The organism is Bacillus sp. FSL P2-0099, assembly GCF_038007445.1.
In the GTDB taxonomy this organism is placed as follows: Bacteria; Bacillota; Bacilli; order Bacillales; family Bacillaceae_G; genus Bacillus_A; species Bacillus_A mycoides.
In genome coordinates this window covers 5067142-5086311 of record NZ_JBBOXE010000001.1, presented here as the reverse complement: position 1 = coordinate 5086311, position 19170 = coordinate 5067142, and the positions used below count along the sequence as shown (strand labels likewise).

Here is a 19170-nt window from a genome sequence, read left to right as displayed (position 1 = left end):
CATTCGAAGGGTGTTAAATTAGGAGAAGGAGTATGTTTCATGAAGGGAATTCAACTTATATTTAAAGATTGGAAGGCGATGTGGAACCATAAACATGGACGTATCGCTTTAATTTTTTTATTAATCGTTCCTTTAATTTATTCAGGATTCTTCTTAGCTGGATATTGGGATCCGTACGGAAAATTAGATAAATTACCTGTTGCAGTTGTTAATTTAGATAAGGGTGCTGTGATGGATGAAAAAACAATCCAGGCTGGAGACGATTTTGTTAAAAATTTAAAAGAGAATAAGGAATTGGCGTTTCATTTCGTATCAGAAAAAGATGCTGATGAAGGGCTAAAAGAAGATAAGTATTATATGGTGGTTACGATTCCGGAGGAGTTCTCTAAAAAGGTAAGTACACTAATGGATGAGAAACCAGAGCCGGCACAATTGCAGTATAAAGTAAATCCAGGTAAAAACTTTGTAGCAGCTCAAATTGGAACGACAGCTGTTGAAAATATGAAAACAAAAATCTCAAATAGTATTACGAAATCTTATACAGAAGGTGTCTTTTCAAAGTTTCAAGATTTGGCACAAGGGTTGAGTGATGCAAGTAATGGCGCTGAGAAGTTACATGAAGGAACGACGGATGCAAAAAATGGGGCGAATCAGCTTGCAGATGGTATTCATCGTTTAAGTGATGGAACAGTGAAATTAAAAGAAGGAAGTGATAAGCTTGCTTCTAGCCAATCTGCCTTAAGTGGCGGTGCAAATGAGCTGAGTCAAGGAGCGATCTCACTTCATAGTGGTATGGAGTTATTAGCTCAAGGTGAAAAAACTTTACAATCAGGGGTTAGTGAATTAAGTGCTGGTACAAATGAATGGGTGAACGGAAGTGAGAAACTTGCTGAAGGGCAAGTGAAAGCGGACGATGCAGCAAATAGTGTAAAACAACAATTAGAAGAGTACGTGAAAAGTCATTCAGAAGTGCAGCAAGATCCTGCTTTTCAAAAGATCATTGCTACTTCTAACGGATTAGCTAAAGCAACAAACACTTTAAATAATAGCCAACAACAATTGACACAAGGTGCGCGGAAGCTTACTGATGGTCAGCATAAGATTGAGGAAGGCATGAATACATTCGGAGTTAAGTTAAACGAAGCTACCGCTGGAACGAAAAAGATAGCAGATGGTACTTCGAATTTAGCTGATGGATTTACGAAGTGGGGAAATGGATTTACATCATTACAAGAAGGTGTAAATCACCTTGCGAGTGGCGGAACAGAGCTGAATCATGGTGCTGATAAGTTAACGAACGGACTTGTTAAACTTGACGATGGTGCGAAAAAACTTTCTACGAAATTGGGAGAGGGCGCAGAGAAGATAGCGGATGTTCGCAATGATGATGCACGCAATACGATGTTCTCAGAGCCGGTTCAATTAGTGAAGTCGACAGTTTCTGATGTGCCTAACTACGGTTCAGGTATTGCACCATACTTTTTATCACTGGCATTTTATGTTGGCGGAATTATGGCATCGAATATTTTACCTCTTGGCCGTAGACAAAATATGAAGGTAAGCGGAACAGTACATTTTATTAATAAACTAGGATTAGTATATTTAATTGGACTCATTCAAGCACTACTTGTAGATGTGGTAGTGTTAGGAGTTATGAAATTAGAAGTTGCAAGTGTATCACTCTTTGTTTTATCAAGTATTGTTATTTCCTTTACGTTCATGACATTTATTCTTATGTTAGTAACGGTATTCGGCATTGTTGGGAAGTTCGCAGCGGTAACGCTTCTCGTTCTTCAATTAGCGACGAGCGGAGGTACTTTCCCAGGAGAATTAAATATAGCTGTTCTTAGCAAAATTGGACAATTTCTCCCAATGTCTCATTCTCTTAGAGGGTTACAAGATGTGATTTCTTTGGGCGATTGGTCGCAATTACAAATGCAAATTTTAATATTGTTATGCTATCTCGTTGTTGCTGGCGGAATCACATGGGTTACGAGTCATATACAGCATAAGGAAACGAATGCAGAGCAAGTTTCTTAATAAAAGAAGCTATCCGAATAAAAGGTTTTATTATGACCTTTTCGGATAGCTTTTTCTTATTTCTTTTCCATAACTGCAAAGTAGTTATTTTCATTATCAGCAAAGTTGAATGCTCTACCAGTAGGTAAATCTACAACTTGTCCAACTGTAACACTTTTCTCAGAAAGATCTTTATACAGTTGATCTAAGTTATTAGAGAAGAACATAAGTGAAGGGGTATTTAAGTTTAATTCAGGTTGCATCTTCGCAATTAACGCCTTATCGTGAAGGACGATGCTTGTTCCAGCTTCTTTTGCCGGCGCAATTTCAATCCAGCGAAATCCTTGACCGTTATTTTCTTCTGCAACAATTTGGAATCCTACTGTTTCTGTCCAAAATTGTACTGATTCATCTTGGTTATTTACATATAACATAATTTGTCCAATTTGATTAATCATAGGTGTGTCCTACTTTCTTTTCTTATATGAAATACTATTATATCAAATATATGGTTTAAATACTTTTTCATGATTTTTCCGAATGGCAATCTTCGCCCATCTCATATTTGTCGTAGGGGAAGGCCCTGTAACCCACGTGTGAAATGGTAGTATGCTACCAATGACCATTGCTGAAATAGAGATTGTGGTCGTTAATATAAATAGTAATAAGCTATATAATATTGTGTTTTCTTGCAGTGCGAATAAGGAAAGAAATTTTGTACATAGTTGCAATAAGAAAAAATGAGCTAAATAAGCGCCATACGTGTAATTCCCGATAAAACGTAAAGCTTTATATAAGAAACCACGTCGCTGTACAATTGTAATAGATAACACGTACAGTATCATAATTTCACAAACAATATATAAAAACATGGACGGTTTTAAATAAGTAGAAACCGTTAAATGAATAGAATTGGCGCCGTAAAAACTAAATAACTCATAATTGATGAATAAAAATAAGATGAAAAATAGTATTGTGATAAGCGGAATATGTTTCATGACAAATATACGCCAAGTTTTTAATGATACAGCAGCTATTCCTCCCATGACGAAATAGAATGAGTAGAAGAAGAAGGAACGATCTGTATAATGTAAAATGGTTGAACTAGTCAGTTTCTCTCCATTAAAAATGTAGTGAGAAGAGTACCACATTAAGAAGAAATATAGACAAGCGAAAATGGTCATATATTTATATATGTCTTTTTTATTTTCTGTTCGTTTTTGAAACCAATAAAATAGTGTGCATAGTAACGGGAACAATAAGTGAATTTGGAACATCATAATAACGTACCAAAGATGAGGTGCAGCTGTTCCGAGTAATAAACTTTTTATTCCGCCTTGTAGTGTAATGACATCGTTTGTTGTTAATAGGTAAAGAATAGACCAGAAGAAATAAGGAATGAGTAAATGTGCGGCTTTTTCATAAATATATTCTCTGTAAACGAGTTGCTTCGTATATAGCCGAATTAAATGGAAGCCGACGATAAATATGAATGCAGGTGCTGAAAATTTTGCAAGATTAAATAGCATGCCCATAATGAGGGATTGCTCGAGTAAGACATTTCCTTGATTCATTGTATATAATAAGGAACTTTGCAAAACGACAGCAAGAAATGCAATGCTTTGCAAAACTTTGAATTCTGGTGCGCTTTGAGTCATTGTATCCATCTCCTTTTCCATACATGATTATAGTACGGATAATAGATAATGGATGTGGAATGTTTGTGAAGATTATAACAAAATTGTGGCGGGATGGGATTATATTGACGTTTCGACAAATAACAACAAGAAAGAGGATGCTCAAAGCGAGCATCCTCTTTCTATATATTAAGCAAATTTATTTTTGATCCAGTTTTTACCTTCTACAAGGCGAGCTGTCATTACGGCACAAGCGTTATCTCCTGTTACGTTTAACACTGTTGCAGGAGGATCGATGATTGTACTAATTGCTGCGATAATTGGCAATGCTTCTGGTGGGAATCCGTATAGAGAAACGATTAACATTTCACCAATCATACCTCCGCCCGGAATAGCACCCATTACTGTTCCTACTAATAGAGAAACAACAAGTGCAATTGCTAATGTTTTCGGTCCTTCGAATTCCATGTTGAAAATACCGAATAAGAAAGCAATTTTTAATACCCCGCCTAAAACAGATCCGTCTTTATGAAGTGTAGATCCAAGAAGGACAACTGTTTCACGAACGTCAGAAGAAATACCCATTTTCTTCGTTGCTTCTAAGTTCGCTGGAATACTTGCGGCACTACTACAAGTTGCAAGTGATGTAACTGTAGGAGAGACCATGTTCTTCCAAAATACTTGTACACCTTGTTTGCGACCTGCAAGGTACGCATAGAATGTAAAGAATACAAAGAAGTAAATAAGAGAAGCTGGATAGTATACCATTGCTGCTCGGAAGTAAGTTCCAAGAAGTTGTGGTCCGAATTCACCAACTAATGCTGCGAAGTAGGCAGCTAGTCCGATTGGAGCGTAGTACATAATGAAAGATACGACTTTCATTGAAATTTCTGCACCAGCTTGTAGGAATGTAGCGAATGGTTTCCCTTTTTCACCAACTGCTGAAGTTGCAACCCCCATTAAGATAGAGAAGAAAATAAGAGCTAGCATGTTCTCGCGAGATAGTAACTTTGAAAAGTCTGATACTGTTATGATACCAACAATTTGATCAGCAACACTAACTGCTTTTTCAGCTTTATCAGGCTGCGTTAGTTCTAATACAACACCTTGTGCTGGCGGGAATACTTTCACGATAATAATCATAAAAATAGCAGCTAAAATACTTGTAAATAAGAAAGTTCCAGCCATACTAGACATAATTTTACCGAAACGTTTTAATCCATCCATATTAGCAATAGATGACGCGATGCTAAAGAACACTAACGGTACAACAATCGTAAACATTAAGTTTAAGAAAATGTCACCAAGCGGCTTTAAAGCAACTGCATCGGCACCCATGAAATAACCAATGAAACCACCAATTAGGATAGAAGATAATAAAATAAGCGGAAAGCGATATGCCTTCATAAATATATCCTCCTATCGATTATAAAAAATCATACTGAATCATTATAGCGAGTTAGAGACTTCTTTACTAGGAAAATACGGATAGATGGAATAGCGTGAAAACCGAGAAATTTTTGTTTTTAAGCTCGGCATACAGTTAGAAATCTAGACATATATATTTGTAACCTAGTAGTGGCAAGGGCTACACCATAACTTAGGTTTGGAAAAAGGGGGAGGGGAGCGAGATGAATATTTTACTTTGCTGTGCAGCGGGAATGTCTTCCAGTTTGATTGTTACAAAAATGGAGAAAGCAGCAGAGGCAAGAGGGATACAGGTAAAGATTTGGGCAGTATCAGGTTCAGAAGTGCGAAATCATATTGATACTGCAGATGTACTTTTACTTGGACCGCAAGTACGTTATTTATTACCGAAAATGAAAGAATTATGTAAGGACAAGGGAATACCTGTTGATGTCATTCAATCTGTCCATTACGGGCTTTGTAATGGAGAAGCTATCTTGCAAGCAGCTTTGTTAATGAAACCATGAGGAGTGTGGGATAGATGATAGGGTTTTTAGAGAAATATGTGATGCCAGTGGCAGGGAAGGTTGCAGAACAGAGACATTTGCAAGCGATTCGTGATGGAATTGTTTTAACGATGCCTTTCTTGATTATTGGATCATTTTTCCTTATTATTAGTGCATTACCAATACCAGGATATAATGATTTTATGGCAGGTTTATTTGGTGAGAATTGGCAGAGGGCTTTAGGGTATCCAGTTAGTGCAACTTTTAATATAATGGCTTTAATAGCTGTTTTTGGAATCGCTTACAGACTTGGAGAATATTATAAAGTGGACGCTTTAGCATCCGGAGCATTGTCGCTTGTGACGTTTTTACTTGCAACTCCATTTCAAGTTGCATATATTATACCAAGCACGAAGGAAAGTGTGATTGTAGATGGAGCAATCCCAGCGGCGCTAATGGGAAGCCAAGGTTTATTTGTAGCGATGATTATTGCAATTATATCTACTGAACTTTATCGGTTTATTGTACAAAAAAAGATGATTATAAAGATGCCGGAGACAGTTCCACCAGCTGTGACACGTTCATTTGCGGCACTTGTTCCAGGTTTTATTGTTGTAACGGTTATTTGGATTTTGCGCTTAATTATAGAAAATACTTCTTTTGGCAGTATCCATAATATTGTGGGGCAAATTTTACAGGAACCACTTAGTGTACTTGGTGCTAGTCTTTGGGGCGCAATAATAGCAGTTATTCTCGTTCATGTTCTTTGGTCGTGTGGAATTCATGGTGCTACTATTGTTGGTGGTGTAATGAGCCCCGTTTGGTTGTCGTTAATGGATCAAAACCGAGTTGCTTTCCAAGCAGGGCAAGATGTACCGAATACGATTACTGCACAGTTCTTTGATTTATGGATTTATATGGGCGGTTCTGGTGCAACACTCGCTTTAGTTGTAGGAATGTTACTATTTGCGCGAAGTCAGCAATTGAAAAGTTTAGGGCGATTATCGATTGCACCAGGTATTTTTAATATTAATGAAATGGTGACTTTCGGTATGCCGATAGTAATGAACCCGCTTTTACTTATTCCATTTATACTTGTACCAGTTGTTTTAACGATTGTTTCTTATTTTGCAATGGAATGGGGATGGGTTGCACGTCCGAGCGGAGCTGCTGTACCTTGGACTACACCTATTCTTTTTAGTGGATATTTAGGATCAGGCGGGAAAATTTCAGGGGTTATTTTACAGCTCATTAACTTTGCACTTGCATTTCTTATTTATTTTCCATTCTTAAAAATATGGGATAAACAAAAAGTAGCGGAAGAAAAGGGGGAGTAAAGAACTAAAATGGATACGATAGAGACGAAAGCTTTTCACTTAATTTTGCATGGTGGTAATGCGAGAAGCTGCTCAATGGAAGCAATTGATTGCGCAAAGCGCGGTGAATTTCAGGAAGCAGAAGCGAAACTACAAGAAGCTTTAAATGAATTGCAAGAGGCGCATCGCTTACAAACAGAGCTCATACAGAAAGAGGCTGCCGGGGAAAAAAACGAAGTTACCCTTTTGATGGTGCATGCACAAGATCATTTAATGAACGCAATTACAGTGAAGGAATTGGCGAGTGAGTTTGTAGAATTATATAGGAAGATGTCGGTGGATGAATGAACCTTGCTTATGCGAGGTTTTTTTATGTATGTGTCCGTACCATCAGTGGAGTGTTTGTTCCACTGATGGTATTTACAATCCTCCTTTTTACGGATGGGTAAGAGTGATAATTAATCGGCAGTAATAATCTCTCCTGTACCACGAATTAGTTTTTTTATATGCATCTCATTTGGTCTTAATATACTTACGATATAATTAATCGCTATTTGCGGTTCAACGGTCGTACCGCACGTATAACAGTCGATGGCTGCAAAGTTTTTTTCTGGATAAGTGTGAATTGAAAGGTGGCTTTCGGATAGTAAAACTAAAACAGTAACGCCATGCGGATCGAATTCTTTTGTACTTACGTTTAAAATATGGGCACCAGAGCAATCTGCAGCGTTAACTAAATGATATTCTAAAAAGTGAACATCATCTAATAGGGAAAAGTCCACTCCCCATAAATCTACTATTATATGCTTACCAAAAGTAGAATATTCCATAGGGTAGCACTCCTTACTATAATATTGTCAAAACTCCATTTCCTTTTTGTAACATTGATGTAGGATAAGATTCGATTCTGAGTTTAAAAGAGCGAGATTACGTTGTTCTAAATATTCTTCTTTAAATTGAAACAAAGGAGAAAGAAGAGAAGGTAATGTTCGAGGAGTTGGTACTACATATAATTGCTCAATTTGATCGAGTACATAGGCAGAATTAGCAGCAATATGAAATCCCCAGTCAGTTCCGAAAGAAGGAACGATTGTATGATAACTTTTCACAGTTAATCCAGCATGTTCAATAGTGTTACCGATGCTCCAATATACTAGAGGTGCATCAGCAGGTGAATTAGATTGGCAGACGAACGCACCATCTTCTGTTAAAAACGTAGCTATACGAGCAAAAAGTTCGCTTGTATATAAAGTACTTAATAACTCTGTCGCTGGATCAGGGAAATCAATGATGATTACATCGTATAAAGATGAAGGTGAATTTAGAAATTCTTTTGCATCGCATACGTGCACGTTCACGCGATTATCAAAAAAAGCGTTTTTGTTTAAAGATACTATTTCTGGAACATTACGTGCCATATTAATCATTGCCTCGTCTAAATCAACAAGGTCTACGTGTAGCACAGTTTCATATTTCAAAACTTCTCGTAAGGCAAGACCATCGCCACCACCTAATATGAGAACACGTTTTGGATCAATTACTTTTGCCATAATCGGATGTACAAGTGCTTCATGATAAATTTGCTCATCAACGGAGCTGAATTGTAGTTGCTTGTCCAAGTATAAGCGAACATCGTTTACTTGGACTAAATTAATATTTTGATAATTACTCTTTTCTTCAAATAAATTCGTATGTTCACCAGCTTGTATTTCCTTTAGAGAAATTTCATCCCACACATCTAAGCTGTGTGAATCTGTGGGTACTATAATTACATTTTCCGATTGTACTTGCTTATCGTCTTCATCCTCGTCGTGTTTATCTGGTTCGTCGTGTTTGTCAGGTCTGTCTTGTTTATCCTCAGTGTCCTGTCGATCTAGTGTATCCGTGTTGGAATTTAATTCAGAATCCTCTTCTTGTTTATACCATTTATTTTGAACCTGTATTCTATAAATCTTCATTCTATTCTTTTTTCTATGCTTTGGCATTGGAATCCCCTTTCAAAATACTTTATTTTATTCTATTCTATGTAATTTAATAGAGTTTGACTGGACAATAACTAGACGAGTGTCTTGAATAGGTATTTGTTTTGATTTGAGTTGAAATATTATATTTTTTGGTACTATATTTTCACACTTTTAAAAAAATTAGTGTTTTTTTGTTTTAAACACAACTAGACAACTAAACACTAATCTATTTTCATACAGTTATGTGTTAAAAGTGAGGTGTTTTATAACACACTGTGTGTTTTTTTGGGGACACACTGATTGAAAGCGGTAACACACAAAGAAATCACTCGAAAAAACGCTGATTTTAGGTATTTTGAAAAGTTGGCACGGTAATTGCATTAATAAATAGCGTAAAGAAAAATAAAAAACATAAATTTTTTATACCACACAAGGGGGATTTATAAATGAATATTTTATTATGTTGCTCAGCAGGGATGTCTACAAGTTTACTAGTTACAAAAATGGAAGCGGCTGCAAAAGCTCGCGGTCTAGAAGGAAAGATTTGGGCTGTATCTGGGGATGCAGTAAAAACAAATATCGATCAAGCAGATGTATTATTACTAGGACCACAAGTTCGTTACATGCTTTCTTCAATGAAAACGCTTGCTGATGAGAGAAACGTTGGAATCGACGTTATCAATCCAATGCACTACGGCATGATGAATGGAGAAGCAGTTTTAGATCACGCGTTAACACTTAAAAAATAATTAGGGGGGAAGCGAAATGCAAAAGTTTATTGCATTCATGGAGAAATATATTGTTCCTGTCGCTGGTAAAATCGGATCGCAACGTCACTTAGCTGCGATCCGTGATGGATTTATTGCAGTTATGCCACTTATTTTAGTTGGTGCACTGGCATCACTAATTAATGGTTTTCCGTCTGAAGCTTTCCAAGAGTTCATGAAAGGTTTGTTTGGTGAAACGTGGAAACAAGTTGGCGGTGGAATGTGGACTGGTTCTTTCGCAATTCTAGCACTAATCATAGCATTTACAACAAGTTATAACTTAGCAAAATCTTACGGCGTTGATGGTTTGTCAGCAGGTATTATTTCATTTGGTGCGTTAATTATTCTTACGCCAACAACACCGAAAGAAGGCGGATTGAACTTAGCTTGGACAGGGGCACAAGGGCTATTCGTAGCAATTATCGTGGCACTCCTTGTTACTGAGGTATTCCGTTTCTTTGTACAAAGAAACATTACTTTTAAAATGCCTGATGGAGTACCGCCAGCAGTTTTAAGATCTTTCGCAGCTATAGTTCCAGCATTTGTTATCTTAACAGTAGTTGCAGGTATTCAATTAGCAGTGAAATTAGCTGGTACAAGTGTTCATGAATTTATCTTTAATACGATTCAATCACCACTGCAAAGTTTAGCAGGGACATTACCAAGTGCAATTGTCATTGTACTCCTTGTTCATCTTCTTTGGTTCTTCGGTTTACATGGGCCAAATATCGTTGGTGGTATTATTGAGCCATTATACTTACCGGCATTAGAGAAAAATATGAAGTTATTCCAAGGTGGTACATCTGCATTTGATGTTCCAAACATTATTACAAAACCATTCTTTGATACTTTCGTATATCTTGGTGGTTCTGGTGCAACATTAGCGTTCTTAGTGGTCGTATTACTTGTAGCAAAAAGTGCACAATTACGCGGTGTATCTCGCTTATCAATTGGACCAGGTGCATTCAATATTAACGAACCAGTAATCTTTGGTACACCAATTATTTTAAATCCAATTTTATTCTTACCGTTTATCCTAACACCAATTGTATTAGTAATTACTTCTTATACAGCTATATCTATTGGGTGGGTACCAAAAACAGTTGTGATGATTCCATGGGCAACACCACCAATTATTAGTGGTTATCTTGTAACAGGTGGACATCTTTCAGGTGCAATTCTACAGTTATTCAACTTTGTAATTGCGATGGTAATCTACTATCCATTCGTTGTATTATCTGACCGTTCTGTTGTTCGTACTGAAAAAGCAGCAGCACAAGGAAATAACAACTCTGTACCTATGTAACATAGTAATTGTTCTCACAGGTAACATTATCTGTGAGAACAATTACCTTTATATCATGTTCAAAAAGATGAAACCCATCTACAAGAACACCAAACTATCATTAATAAAATAATAATTTAATAGAAATGTTCAAACTGAAAGGGTATTTAAATCGGTTGAACCATAATAGAGAGGGCGGTAATTATGATGACTACAGCAGAACAAATTCCATTCCAATTGATTTTAAATAGTGGTAATGCACGAAGCTTTGCAATGGAGGCACTTCAATTTGCCAAACAGGGGAAAATGGCAGAAGCTGATGAAGCGATGGTAAAGGCGAAAGAAGCGATTAATGAAGCGCATCATTTCCAAACAGAGCTCATACAATCAGAAGCAAGAGGGGAAAAAACAGAGATTAGTGTTCTTTTAATTCATGCGCAAGATCATTTAATGAATTCTATTACGGTAAAAGAATTAGCGGCAGAATTTATTGACCTTTATAAAAAGCTAGAAGCGAAAGGGGAATAAAGCATGACTGGAATTAAAATTGCTACAATCGGCGGTGGCTCTAGTTATACACCAGAGTTAATTGAAGGATTTATTAAACGTTATGACGAGCTTCCTGTTCGTGAAATTTGGTTAGTAGATATTGAGGCAGGAAAAGAGAAGTTAGAAATCGTTGGTGACTTAGCGAAACGTATGGTGAAAAAATCAGGTTTACCAATTGATATTCATTTAACACTTGATCGCCGTGAGGCATTAAAAGGTGCTGACTTCGTAACAACGCAGCTTCGCGTTGGTTTGTTAGAAGCACGTGCAAAAGATGAAGCAATTCCATTAAAATATGATGTAATTGGTCAGGAAACGAATGGTCCTGGTGGTTTGTTCAAAGCGCTGAGAACGATTCCTGTTATTTTAGATATTTGTAAGGACATGGAGGAACTTTGTCCGAATGCATGGTTAATTAACTTTGCGAATCCGGCTGGTATGGTAACAGAAGCTGTCCTTCGTTATACAAACATTCAAAGAGTAGTTGGTCTGTGTAACGTTCCAATTGGAATTCGTATGGGTCTTGCAAGATTACTTGAAGTAGATGCAAGCCGGGTACACGTTGATTTCGCTGGTTTAAATCATATGGTATACGGATTAGATGTATACTTGGATGGCGTAAGCGTAATGGATCGTGTATTAGAACTTGTAACAGATCCAGAAAAGCAAATTACGATGGAAAACATTGCTGCGCTTAACTGGGAGCCAGACTTTATTCGCGGTCTTCGTGCAATTCCGTGTCCATATCATCGTTACTACTATAAAACACGTGAAATGTTGGAAGAAGAGAAAGCAGCTTCGATTGAAAAAGGTACACGTGCAGAAGTAGTAAAACAATTAGAAGATGATTTATTCGAGCTGTATAAAGACCCGAATTTAGATATTAAGCCACCACAATTAGAAAAGCGCGGCGGAGCTTATTATAGTGACGCAGCATGTAGCTTAATTACGTCTATTCACAATAATAAAGGTGATATCCAGCCTGTTAATACACGAAACAACGGAACAATTGCAAGCTTGCCACATGATTCGGCTGTTGAAGTGAACTGTATTATTACGAAAGAAGGTCCAAAACCAATTGCGGTCGGAGATCTTCCAGTACCAGTTCGTGGTTTAGTACAGCAAATTAAATCATTTGAGCGCACAACAATTGAAGCTGCTGTTACAGGGGATTATCATAAAGCGCTGCTTGCTATGACAATTAACCCACTTGTACCATCAGATAAAATTGCAAAACAAATTTTAGATGAAATGTTGGAAGCACATAAAGAACATCTTCCACAATTCTTTAAGAAGATAGAGAAATAAGAAGCGGCGCTGTTTAGCCCGCTTTTTTTAATTCTAGTAGGAGGTATTGCGATGATTAAACTAATTGTAAATGCAGATGATTTCGGTCTTACGGAAGGTACAAATTACGGAATTATTGATGGACATAAAAACGGGATTGTAAATTCAACGACGATGATGATGAATATGCCAGGGACAGAGCATGCCGTACGCTTAGCGAAAGAGTATAAAACGTTAGGGATAGGAGTTCATCTCGTATTAACGGCAGGAGAACCGCTTCTTAAAGACGTTCCATCACTTGTAAGTAGCGATGGATTATTTCATAAACAAAGTGTTGTATGGGAAGGAAATATAAATCCAGAAGAGGTAGAAAAAGAATGGACTGCTCAAATTGAGAAGTTTTTATCTTACGGATTAACACCGACTCATTTAGATAGTCATCATCACGTGCATGGATTACCGCTTTTACACGACGTTCTTGAGAGATTAGCAAGTAAATATAATGTTCCAATTCGTCGTTGTGAAGAAGAGCGAGCGGTGCGCCCATTTTCAGATGTGTTTTACAGTGACTTTTACGCTGACGGTGTGACGGAAGGTTACTTTGTGAAGTTAAAGGAAAGAGTGCAGGACGAGCAAACGGTAGAAATTATGGTGCATCCAGCTTATATTGACCCAGAGCTTGTGAAACGTTCTTCTTACGTAATGGATCGCGTGAAAGAGTTGCGTATTTTAACGGAGAGTGAGCTGCCTGAGGGAATGGAGCTTGTGAAGTTTTAATAGGAAAACGACGGCTAAATGGGGCCGTCGTTTTTTGTGCTTACAAAATGGATAGAACATATCCACCGAAGGCCCCGATTATAACGATAACCCAAGGTGGTGTTTTCCAAAAAGCGAGTAAGCAAAATAGAAGAGAAGCAAAAACGAAATCTACAGAATTCATAATTGTACTCGTCCAAATTGGATCATAAAAAGCTGCAAGTAAAATGCCGACAACGGCTGCGTTTACTCCAAGTAGTGCACCTTGTATGTAAGATACTCTCCTTACACTGTCCCAAAATGGTAAAACGCCAACAACGAGCAGGAAGGCAGGAAGAAAGATAGCGATCGTTGCAACAACTGCTCCGGCGGTTCCATTTAGCACTGCTCCTATATAAGAAGCGAATGTAAATAGTGGCCCTGGCACTGCTTGTGTTAATCCGTATCCAGCAAGAAATTGTTCTTTTGTCATCATCCCGTTTTGTACAAACTCACTTTCAAGAAGAGGAAGTACGACATGCCCTCCGCCAAATACAAGTGCACCAGAGCGATAGAAGCTGTCAAATAAAGAGATGAAATAAGAGTATGGTCGTAACATCGGTAACAGTATTAATAGTCCGAAGAATAAGACGAGACAAGATATGGTTACCATTTTTGAAATAGGTACGTTTATTTTATGAGCTTGGCTAACTGGCTGGCCACGATATAAAAACCAACCGATGAAACCAGATACTATAATGAGAATTACTTGTGTCCAGCTACTTGGCAATAATAGGGCGATTGCGGCAGTTGCAATTGCGATTGTTGCACGGTTTCGGTCTGGTGTTAACTTTTGAGCCATTCCCCATATTGCATGAGCGATAATTGCGACCGCTACAAGTTTCAGTCCGTGAATCCAGCCAGTACTTCCAAGCTCGAATTGGTTAAGAAATGAAGCGAAGAAAACTAAAACGAGCACAGATGGGAGAGTGAATCCGATCCATGAAATAATGGCTCCTAATAATCCGCCGCGTAATAAGCCAACTCCCATACCGACTTGGCTGCTGGCAGGGCCAGGAAGGAATTGACATAGCGCTACTAAGTCCCCGTAACTTCGTTCATCCATCCATTTTCTTTTTTGCACGTATTCATGATGAAAATAACCAAGATGGGCGACGGGACCACCAAATGAAGTAAGTCCTAATTTAAATGATACGAGAAAAATCTCTATTAATGATTGGAAAGAGTAGTTATTATTTTTCAAAATTTCCTCCTAGACTGTTTTTCTAAGTGCATTATACAAGAGGGAGTAAAGCAAAAGAAACGATTTTAATGTAAAGATTGTGTGAATCTTTTCTTCGTAATTAAAATTTGAAAAAGTCATAAATGATTATGTCTAAACCATAAAGTAGTAGAAGTAGTGCTGGGAAATTTATATGAGGAGAATGCCCGTATGACAACACATTTCTTTGCTAGGTTAACAGGGAAGAGGGAAGTACCTCCTGTAAATACAGAAGCTTACGGTGTAACAGAGCTCATTTTTAGTGAAGATTTAAAGAAGTTGCAATATCGGGTCATATTAAAAAATATAAAAAAAATCACGTCATGCCAAATTCATTTAGGAAAAGCGAATCAAATTGGTCCAGTTATTTTAAGTTTGTTTGGTCCGTTAGAGCAAGGGATTAGTGTGAATGAAGGAGTCGTTACTGGTGTAGCTAGAGTAGAGGATTTTGAAGGGCCTTTACAGGGGAGAGCATTTGACAGCTTGTTTCAAGAGATAATGCAAGCAAATGTATATGTAAATGTTAATACGAAATCTAATAAAAAGGGAGAAATAAGGGGGAGAATAAGGGAAGTAAAGAAGTAAGCGAAAAGGCTGTCCAAAAAACATTTTGGAACAGCCTTTTCTAATTATATAGAGTGCTACAATATCCCCTAGTTTAATTTTTTACAGGCTGATTTTTAATGAAGAAGTCCATTATATAAAATACTTCGTCATCTGGGATTTGTATTTCAAATGTATTTTCAATAGGTTGCAATGCTTTTTTTACTTTCATATACATCCAGTACTCATCTTGTCTTCGTTTCTCTTTATCAGGATGAGGGAGGAGACTTTCACCTTTTTGAAGACGGTCAACCATGCAGCTCATATGCAAAATCACACCCATTAAACTGTCGGGAGTTAGCTGTAAAGAAATCAATTCTTGAATTGTATTTAATGCATAACGAATTGTTTTAATAAGTAATGCTCCATCGTTACGCTGCATTTGTTGTTCAAGAATATCAGCCATTTTTGCATATGTTTCTTCATACGTAATCAATTCTTGAATTGGTTGAATAGCTGTGTAGTTCACAATGTCTTGGAAATGATATGTTAAGCAAGGTATTTGCATATCGAAATTCGTGACGATACAAATGATATTACGCTCTTTTTTTATGTTCTCGATCATTTTCGTTAAATCTTTTTCATGAACGATGCTAATCGGAATAATTTCAATTAAGTCTTTATCAAAGCGTAAATAGTTCTCTAACATTTTTTGAATTGCTAAAGCACTTCCTTCGCCGGTTAAACAAGCTGTTAAAATCACGGATTTCATTGGCGATAGTGGCTTTTTCTTTTCTTCCTGTACGTTTAAATAGAACGGCGTTAAGTTCTTCACTGTTTCGTATAGTGCATCTAATGAATAGCCAAGTTGAGCTTTTCGAGCTGCTTCTAGTGCGTGTGGTGTACTCGTCATGGAAAGAACACGTACAGGGATTTTGAATTCAGTTTCTAATATATCACCAATATAAGCGAGAGATCCCATATCAACAAGTAAGAGAAGCCCGTTTACATTTTGAAGTGTTTTCATATACACTTTAACACGCTCTAAGAAGTCTTTTGGTGATTCATGTAAGGGCATATCGATACCAGTTACTTCATCAATACCGAGAAGTTCGTTTGCAACGTTTGCCATTTCTGTTGCGATGCCATTACCGTGTGCTAATATTAATACTTTTACTTCTGTTTGTGAGGCAGGAATTGGATCAACAACGAAGAACATTGTTAAAAAGCCAGCTTCATCAATAGGTATTGTTATTTGTAATTCTTCTTCTAATAGCTGAATACATTGCATAGCTACGGAAAAAGCTTCTTTATATTTCGTACGAATTTGATTTAATTGTGGGTGGTGAATTTGTTTCCCGCCCTGTAAACGTTGTAGAGTTGTCTGTACATGTAAACTTAAAGCGAGAAATACTTTTTCATCGAAAGTTTTAGATAAATATTTTTCAGCTAGTTCCGCAATTTTTTCACATACGGAAACGATATTACGATCCACAATTTTAAAAACATTTTCATGACTTGTTTTTTTAGATATTTGGTTAAAGTATTGGACGAAAAAGCTTTGAATATCATTTTCTATTAGTAATTCTAATTCTTCCTCTTCAATGCCGCGTGCTTGAAGTTCTTCATATTTATAATCAATATAATCATAAATAGAAGAGCGACTTCCTTCGGGTTTTATTGTATGTTTACTCCAACCTTCATCACCTGTAAATACAAATGTTTCATTTGGTATTTGATATAGATGACGGCTCTTTCTTTCAATAAATAATCCTTCTTTCATATACCAAGGTAAATCTGTACTTGAAACACAGACAGAATCACGTTTTTTTGTTACAAAATCAGAATAAGCCTTCGCACAGGCAATTTGTACGTCCGTTTTCAATTGACCGATGTTATTTGGACAATTGTAAAAGACGAAAGCACGCATTGTATTTGGACTAACATGAATCTCTTTCCTTAGACGAATTGCTTCATTTGTGAAAAATAGTTGCAGTAAAGCAAACCGTTCTTTATGTGTTCGCTCACGAAGTGGTGGAAGCGTAACGGTCATTGGAATACGTCTTGTAAATGTTTTTAATAAAAATGAATTTGGTTCTTCGGTTGTTGCAGTAATAATCAACACTCGTGCCTTACGTTCATTTTCCGTTTCTCCAAGGCGGCGGTATACTCCGCGATCAATAAATGTGAAGAGCATCTCTTGTCCTTCTGGAGGAAGGCGATGTACTTCATCTAAGAAGAGGATTCCTTCATGTGCTTTTTCAATTAGCCCTTTTTGATCACTGGCACCTGTGTAAGCTCCTTTTTTTATCCCAAATAACTGTCCAAGTAGTAGTTGTGGATTGTTTGCATAATCAGCACAGTTAAAGACGATAAAAGGTGCATCTTTTGGAAGTTGTTCCACTTCAATTGCGTATTCGTGCATTAAAGAAGCGAACATCGATTTTCCGACACCTGTTTCTCCAAGTAGTAAAGTATGCATACCGTTTGGAGGATAGAGAATAGAAGCTTTTGCTTTTTCAATTGCAATTTTTAGGCTTGTATTTTCAATAGCAAATGTATCTAATGAAGTGCCCTTTGTTGAATGCGTTTCCAATGAAGTGTTCGTTTCTATATAAAAACGGACAGGGCGTGTAATCGTTTTTAATAAACGATTATCTTTCACAAGCTTGTTTAAATCGCTACTAACATTTGCACGGTCTAGCTGTAGAAGTGTAGCGAGTTCTGATGCTGTTATACCTTCTGTATAATTCCCTTTTTGTATTGCGTTAAAAATGAGATCTATTCGTTTCATTTCTATTCACCTCGAAACTTCATCACTATTTAAAATTCTACACAAAAATGAGAAGTGTGGGAAGAGAAAAATAAAGTGAAACTTTAATCAGTGGGGTTTTTGTTCATTCCCACTGATTATTAGCCTTCACCAATCGGGCGTTAACGCGGGGTAAAACAGCTTTAGTACATAGGTACTAAAGCTGTTACAATCTTGTGTCTTTCCAAAAATTCACTTCAAGATGGGAAGATGGATTGTAGGGAAGTAGTTTATATCCTTGTGAGTGTAAATAATCAATTACTTTTGGGAGTATTTGCACTGTGACACTAGAATCATGCATTAAAATGACCTCTACTTGTTCATCGCTTTGATTTCGTACTCTTTCTAGTATTGCGGAAGGATTATCATAGCTTTTCCAGTCATATGTATCAATTGTCCAATCCCACATTTTATACTGGGCAGATACGAGTGCATCACGGTAATTCTTTTTTAAGTAAGGCATGCTACCGTATGGGACCCGAACGAGATGTGTATTTAAATGTGTAACTTGCTGGACAATGTTTTGGGTTTGCTCCATTTCTGCAATTAAAACAGATGGATCGCCAGTATAAAGACGTTTTACATCATGCGACATACTATGGAGACCGATATAATGTCCATCTTTAATCAATCGCTCCATCGTTTTTTTATAATGTGGCACCTTTCCGCCAATAACGAAGAAAGTTGCTTTTCCGTTCTTCTCTTTTAAAATATTTAAAATTTGTGGTGTGTATTTATTTGGTCCGTCATCAAATGTTAAGTACGCAATTTTTGTTGTAGGAGAGGTAGTTTGAGTACTTTGGTAATCTTTTACTTGAATGTCTGTAGTTGCTTTTGTATTCGATGATGCGTACATAGTAATAGTTAAAAATAAAATTATACATTGAAGTAATCGCTTGATCATAACATTCACCCTCAGTTTGACAATCAAGATGTAAAAATGAAAATTTGATACTTTTTTCGTTATACGTATATCTTTCTCCAATAGAGGCACTCTCAAACAATCTATATTTTGGAAATGGGGAATAAGGATTAAAAAATAAAAAATAGCATCCTCTTAT

The 19170-nt window shown here is 37.0% G+C and carries 18 protein-coding genes; 10 read left to right on the top strand and 8 right to left on the bottom strand.

The genetic code is table 11. From position 1 onward, the window contains the following. Positions 1-39 precede the first annotated feature (39 nt). Entirely contained in the window at positions 40-2040 is a 2001-nt protein-coding gene (locus MKY90_RS26520; RefSeq protein ID WP_341092973.1) for a YhgE/Pip domain-containing protein, read from the top strand. 56 nt (positions 2041-2096) lie between these two features. Here MKY90_RS26520 and MKY90_RS26515 read toward each other — a convergent pair whose 3' ends face one another. From MKY90_RS26515 to MKY90_RS26505, 3 genes are all read right to left on the bottom strand, one after another. Next, positions 2097-2477, bottom strand: a complete 381-nt coding sequence (locus MKY90_RS26515) for a VOC family protein (protein WP_002034775.1) — start codon at positions 2475-2477, stop codon at positions 2097-2099. A gap of 42 nt (positions 2478-2519) precedes the next feature. Continuing rightward, a complete protein-coding gene (locus MKY90_RS26510; RefSeq protein WP_341092970.1) occupies positions 2520-3677 on the bottom strand; it encodes an acyltransferase in 1158 nt (385 codons plus the stop codon). Positions 3678-3845: 168 nt separating this feature from the next. Continuing rightward, positions 3846-5063 (bottom strand): dicarboxylate/amino acid:cation symporter, encoded by a 1218-nt coding sequence (locus MKY90_RS26505; protein WP_002016167.1) that lies wholly within the window; start codon positions 5061-5063, stop codon positions 3846-3848. 224 nt (positions 5064-5287) lie between these two features. On the opposite strand from MKY90_RS26505, the gene MKY90_RS26500 reads away from it, so the two are divergent. The 3 genes from MKY90_RS26500 to MKY90_RS26490 are packed head-to-tail and all read left to right on the top strand — an operon-like array spanning position 5288 to position 7233. After that, positions 5288-5590, top strand: coding sequence for a PTS sugar transporter subunit IIB (locus MKY90_RS26500; RefSeq protein WP_002016166.1), 303 nt, complete (start codon positions 5288-5290; stop codon positions 5588-5590). A 14-nt stretch (positions 5591-5604) separates the two neighbouring features. Further along, on the top strand, positions 5605-6906 hold the full coding sequence (celB, locus tag MKY90_RS26495) for a PTS cellobiose transporter subunit IIC (protein WP_063219404.1): 1302 nt from the start codon (positions 5605-5607) through the stop codon (positions 6904-6906). A 9-nt stretch (positions 6907-6915) separates the two neighbouring features. Further along, on the top strand, positions 6916-7233 hold the full coding sequence (locus MKY90_RS26490) for a PTS lactose/cellobiose transporter subunit IIA (RefSeq protein WP_044439402.1): 318 nt from the start codon (positions 6916-6918) through the stop codon (positions 7231-7233). 110 nt (positions 7234-7343) lie between these two features. On the opposite strand, the gene speD is transcribed toward MKY90_RS26490, so the two are convergent. Continuing rightward, positions 7344-7715, bottom strand: coding sequence for an adenosylmethionine decarboxylase (speD, locus tag MKY90_RS26485; protein WP_060749239.1), 372 nt, complete (start codon positions 7713-7715; stop codon positions 7344-7346). A gap of 27 nt (positions 7716-7742) precedes the next feature. Next, positions 7743-8870, bottom strand: a complete 1128-nt coding sequence (locus MKY90_RS26480; RefSeq protein WP_341092966.1) for a polyamine aminopropyltransferase — start codon at positions 8868-8870, stop codon at positions 7743-7745. 425 nt (positions 8871-9295) lie between these two features. On the opposite strand from MKY90_RS26480, the gene MKY90_RS26475 reads away from it, so the two are divergent. From MKY90_RS26475 to chbG, 5 genes are all read left to right on the top strand, one after another. Then, positions 9296-9598 carry a PTS sugar transporter subunit IIB gene (locus tag MKY90_RS26475; protein ID WP_001023569.1) on the top strand — a complete coding sequence of 101 codons (303 nt, stop codon included), beginning with the start codon at positions 9296-9298 and terminating at the stop codon, positions 9596-9598. Between the two features lie 16 nt (positions 9599-9614). Beyond that, a complete protein-coding gene (celB, locus tag MKY90_RS26470; RefSeq protein WP_001168832.1) occupies positions 9615-10922 on the top strand; it encodes a PTS cellobiose transporter subunit IIC in 1308 nt (435 codons plus the stop codon). Between the two features lie 183 nt (positions 10923-11105). After that, positions 11106-11429, top strand: a complete 324-nt coding sequence (locus tag MKY90_RS26465; RefSeq protein WP_000989054.1) for a PTS lactose/cellobiose transporter subunit IIA — start codon at positions 11106-11108, stop codon at positions 11427-11429. A gap of 3 nt (positions 11430-11432) precedes the next feature. Further along, complete coding sequence (gene celF / locus MKY90_RS26460; protein WP_341092964.1) at positions 11433-12758, top strand: 6-phospho-beta-glucosidase; 1326 nt, start codon at positions 11433-11435, stop codon at positions 12756-12758. A 51-nt stretch (positions 12759-12809) separates the two neighbouring features. Further along, positions 12810-13514, top strand: a complete 705-nt coding sequence (chbG, locus tag MKY90_RS26455; RefSeq protein ID WP_215587074.1) for a chitin disaccharide deacetylase — start codon at positions 12810-12812, stop codon at positions 13512-13514. Positions 13515-13554: 40 nt separating this feature from the next. Here chbG and MKY90_RS26450 read toward each other — a convergent pair whose 3' ends face one another. Further along, positions 13555-14736 carry a chromate transporter gene (locus tag MKY90_RS26450; protein ID WP_341092961.1) on the bottom strand — a complete coding sequence of 394 codons (1182 nt, stop codon included), beginning with the start codon at positions 14734-14736 and terminating at the stop codon, positions 13555-13557. Positions 14737-14925: 189 nt separating this feature from the next. Here MKY90_RS26450 and exsM point away from each other — a divergent pair, with 189 nt between their 5' ends. Then, positions 14926-15339, top strand: coding sequence for an exosporium regulatory protein ExsM (exsM, locus tag MKY90_RS26445; RefSeq protein WP_002166452.1), 414 nt, complete (start codon positions 14926-14928; stop codon positions 15337-15339). Between the two features lie 73 nt (positions 15340-15412). Here the strand turns inward: exsM and MKY90_RS26440 are convergent, their stop codons facing one another. Both MKY90_RS26440 and MKY90_RS26435 read right to left on the bottom strand, forming a co-directional pair. Then, positions 15413-18091, bottom strand: coding sequence for a PRD domain-containing protein (locus MKY90_RS26440; RefSeq protein ID WP_088038294.1), 2679 nt, complete (start codon positions 18089-18091; stop codon positions 15413-15415). Positions 18092-18275: 184 nt separating this feature from the next. Then, entirely contained in the window at positions 18276-19013 is a 738-nt protein-coding gene (locus tag MKY90_RS26435; RefSeq protein WP_012261992.1) for a polysaccharide deacetylase family protein, read from the bottom strand. Between the last annotated feature and the right edge of the window lie 157 nt (positions 19014-19170).

Coding starts and splice junctions, on each gene's coding strand:
- MKY90_RS26505 (WP_002016167.1), bottom strand. CDS start 5,063: ATGAAGGCATATCGCTTTCCGCTTATTTTATTATCTTCTATCCTAATT.
- MKY90_RS26500 (WP_002016166.1), top strand. CDS start 5,288: ATGAATATTTTACTTTGCTGTGCAGCGGGAATGTCTTCCAGTTTGATT.
- MKY90_RS26475 (WP_001023569.1), top strand. CDS start 9,296: ATGAATATTTTATTATGTTGCTCAGCAGGGATGTCTACAAGTTTACTA.
- MKY90_RS26440 (WP_088038294.1), bottom strand. CDS start 18,091: ATGAAACGAATAGATCTCATTTTTAACGCAATACAAAAAGGGAATTAT.
- MKY90_RS26490 (WP_044439402.1), top strand. CDS start 6,916: ATGGATACGATAGAGACGAAAGCTTTTCACTTAATTTTGCATGGTGGT.
- chbG (WP_215587074.1), top strand. CDS start 12,810: ATGATTAAACTAATTGTAAATGCAGATGATTTCGGTCTTACGGAAGGT.
- MKY90_RS26510 (WP_341092970.1), bottom strand. CDS start 3,677: ATGACTCAAAGCGCACCAGAATTCAAAGTTTTGCAAAGCATTGCATTT.
- MKY90_RS26515 (WP_002034775.1), bottom strand. CDS start 2,477: ATGATTAATCAAATTGGACAAATTATGTTATATGTAAATAACCAAGAT.
- celB (WP_001168832.1), top strand. CDS start 9,615: ATGCAAAAGTTTATTGCATTCATGGAGAAATATATTGTTCCTGTCGCT.
- celB (WP_063219404.1), top strand. CDS start 5,605: ATGATAGGGTTTTTAGAGAAATATGTGATGCCAGTGGCAGGGAAGGTT.
- MKY90_RS26435 (WP_012261992.1), bottom strand. CDS start 19,013: ATGATCAAGCGATTACTTCAATGTATAATTTTATTTTTAACTATTACT.
- celF (WP_341092964.1), top strand. CDS start 11,433: ATGACTGGAATTAAAATTGCTACAATCGGCGGTGGCTCTAGTTATACA.
- speD (WP_060749239.1), bottom strand. CDS start 7,715: ATGGAATATTCTACTTTTGGTAAGCATATAATAGTAGATTTATGGGGA.
- MKY90_RS26480 (WP_341092966.1), bottom strand. CDS start 8,870: ATGCCAAAGCATAGAAAAAAGAATAGAATGAAGATTTATAGAATACAG.
- MKY90_RS26520 (WP_341092973.1), top strand. CDS start 40: ATGAAGGGAATTCAACTTATATTTAAAGATTGGAAGGCGATGTGGAAC.
- MKY90_RS26465 (WP_000989054.1), top strand. CDS start 11,106: ATGATGACTACAGCAGAACAAATTCCATTCCAATTGATTTTAAATAGT.
- exsM (WP_002166452.1), top strand. CDS start 14,926: ATGACAACACATTTCTTTGCTAGGTTAACAGGGAAGAGGGAAGTACCT.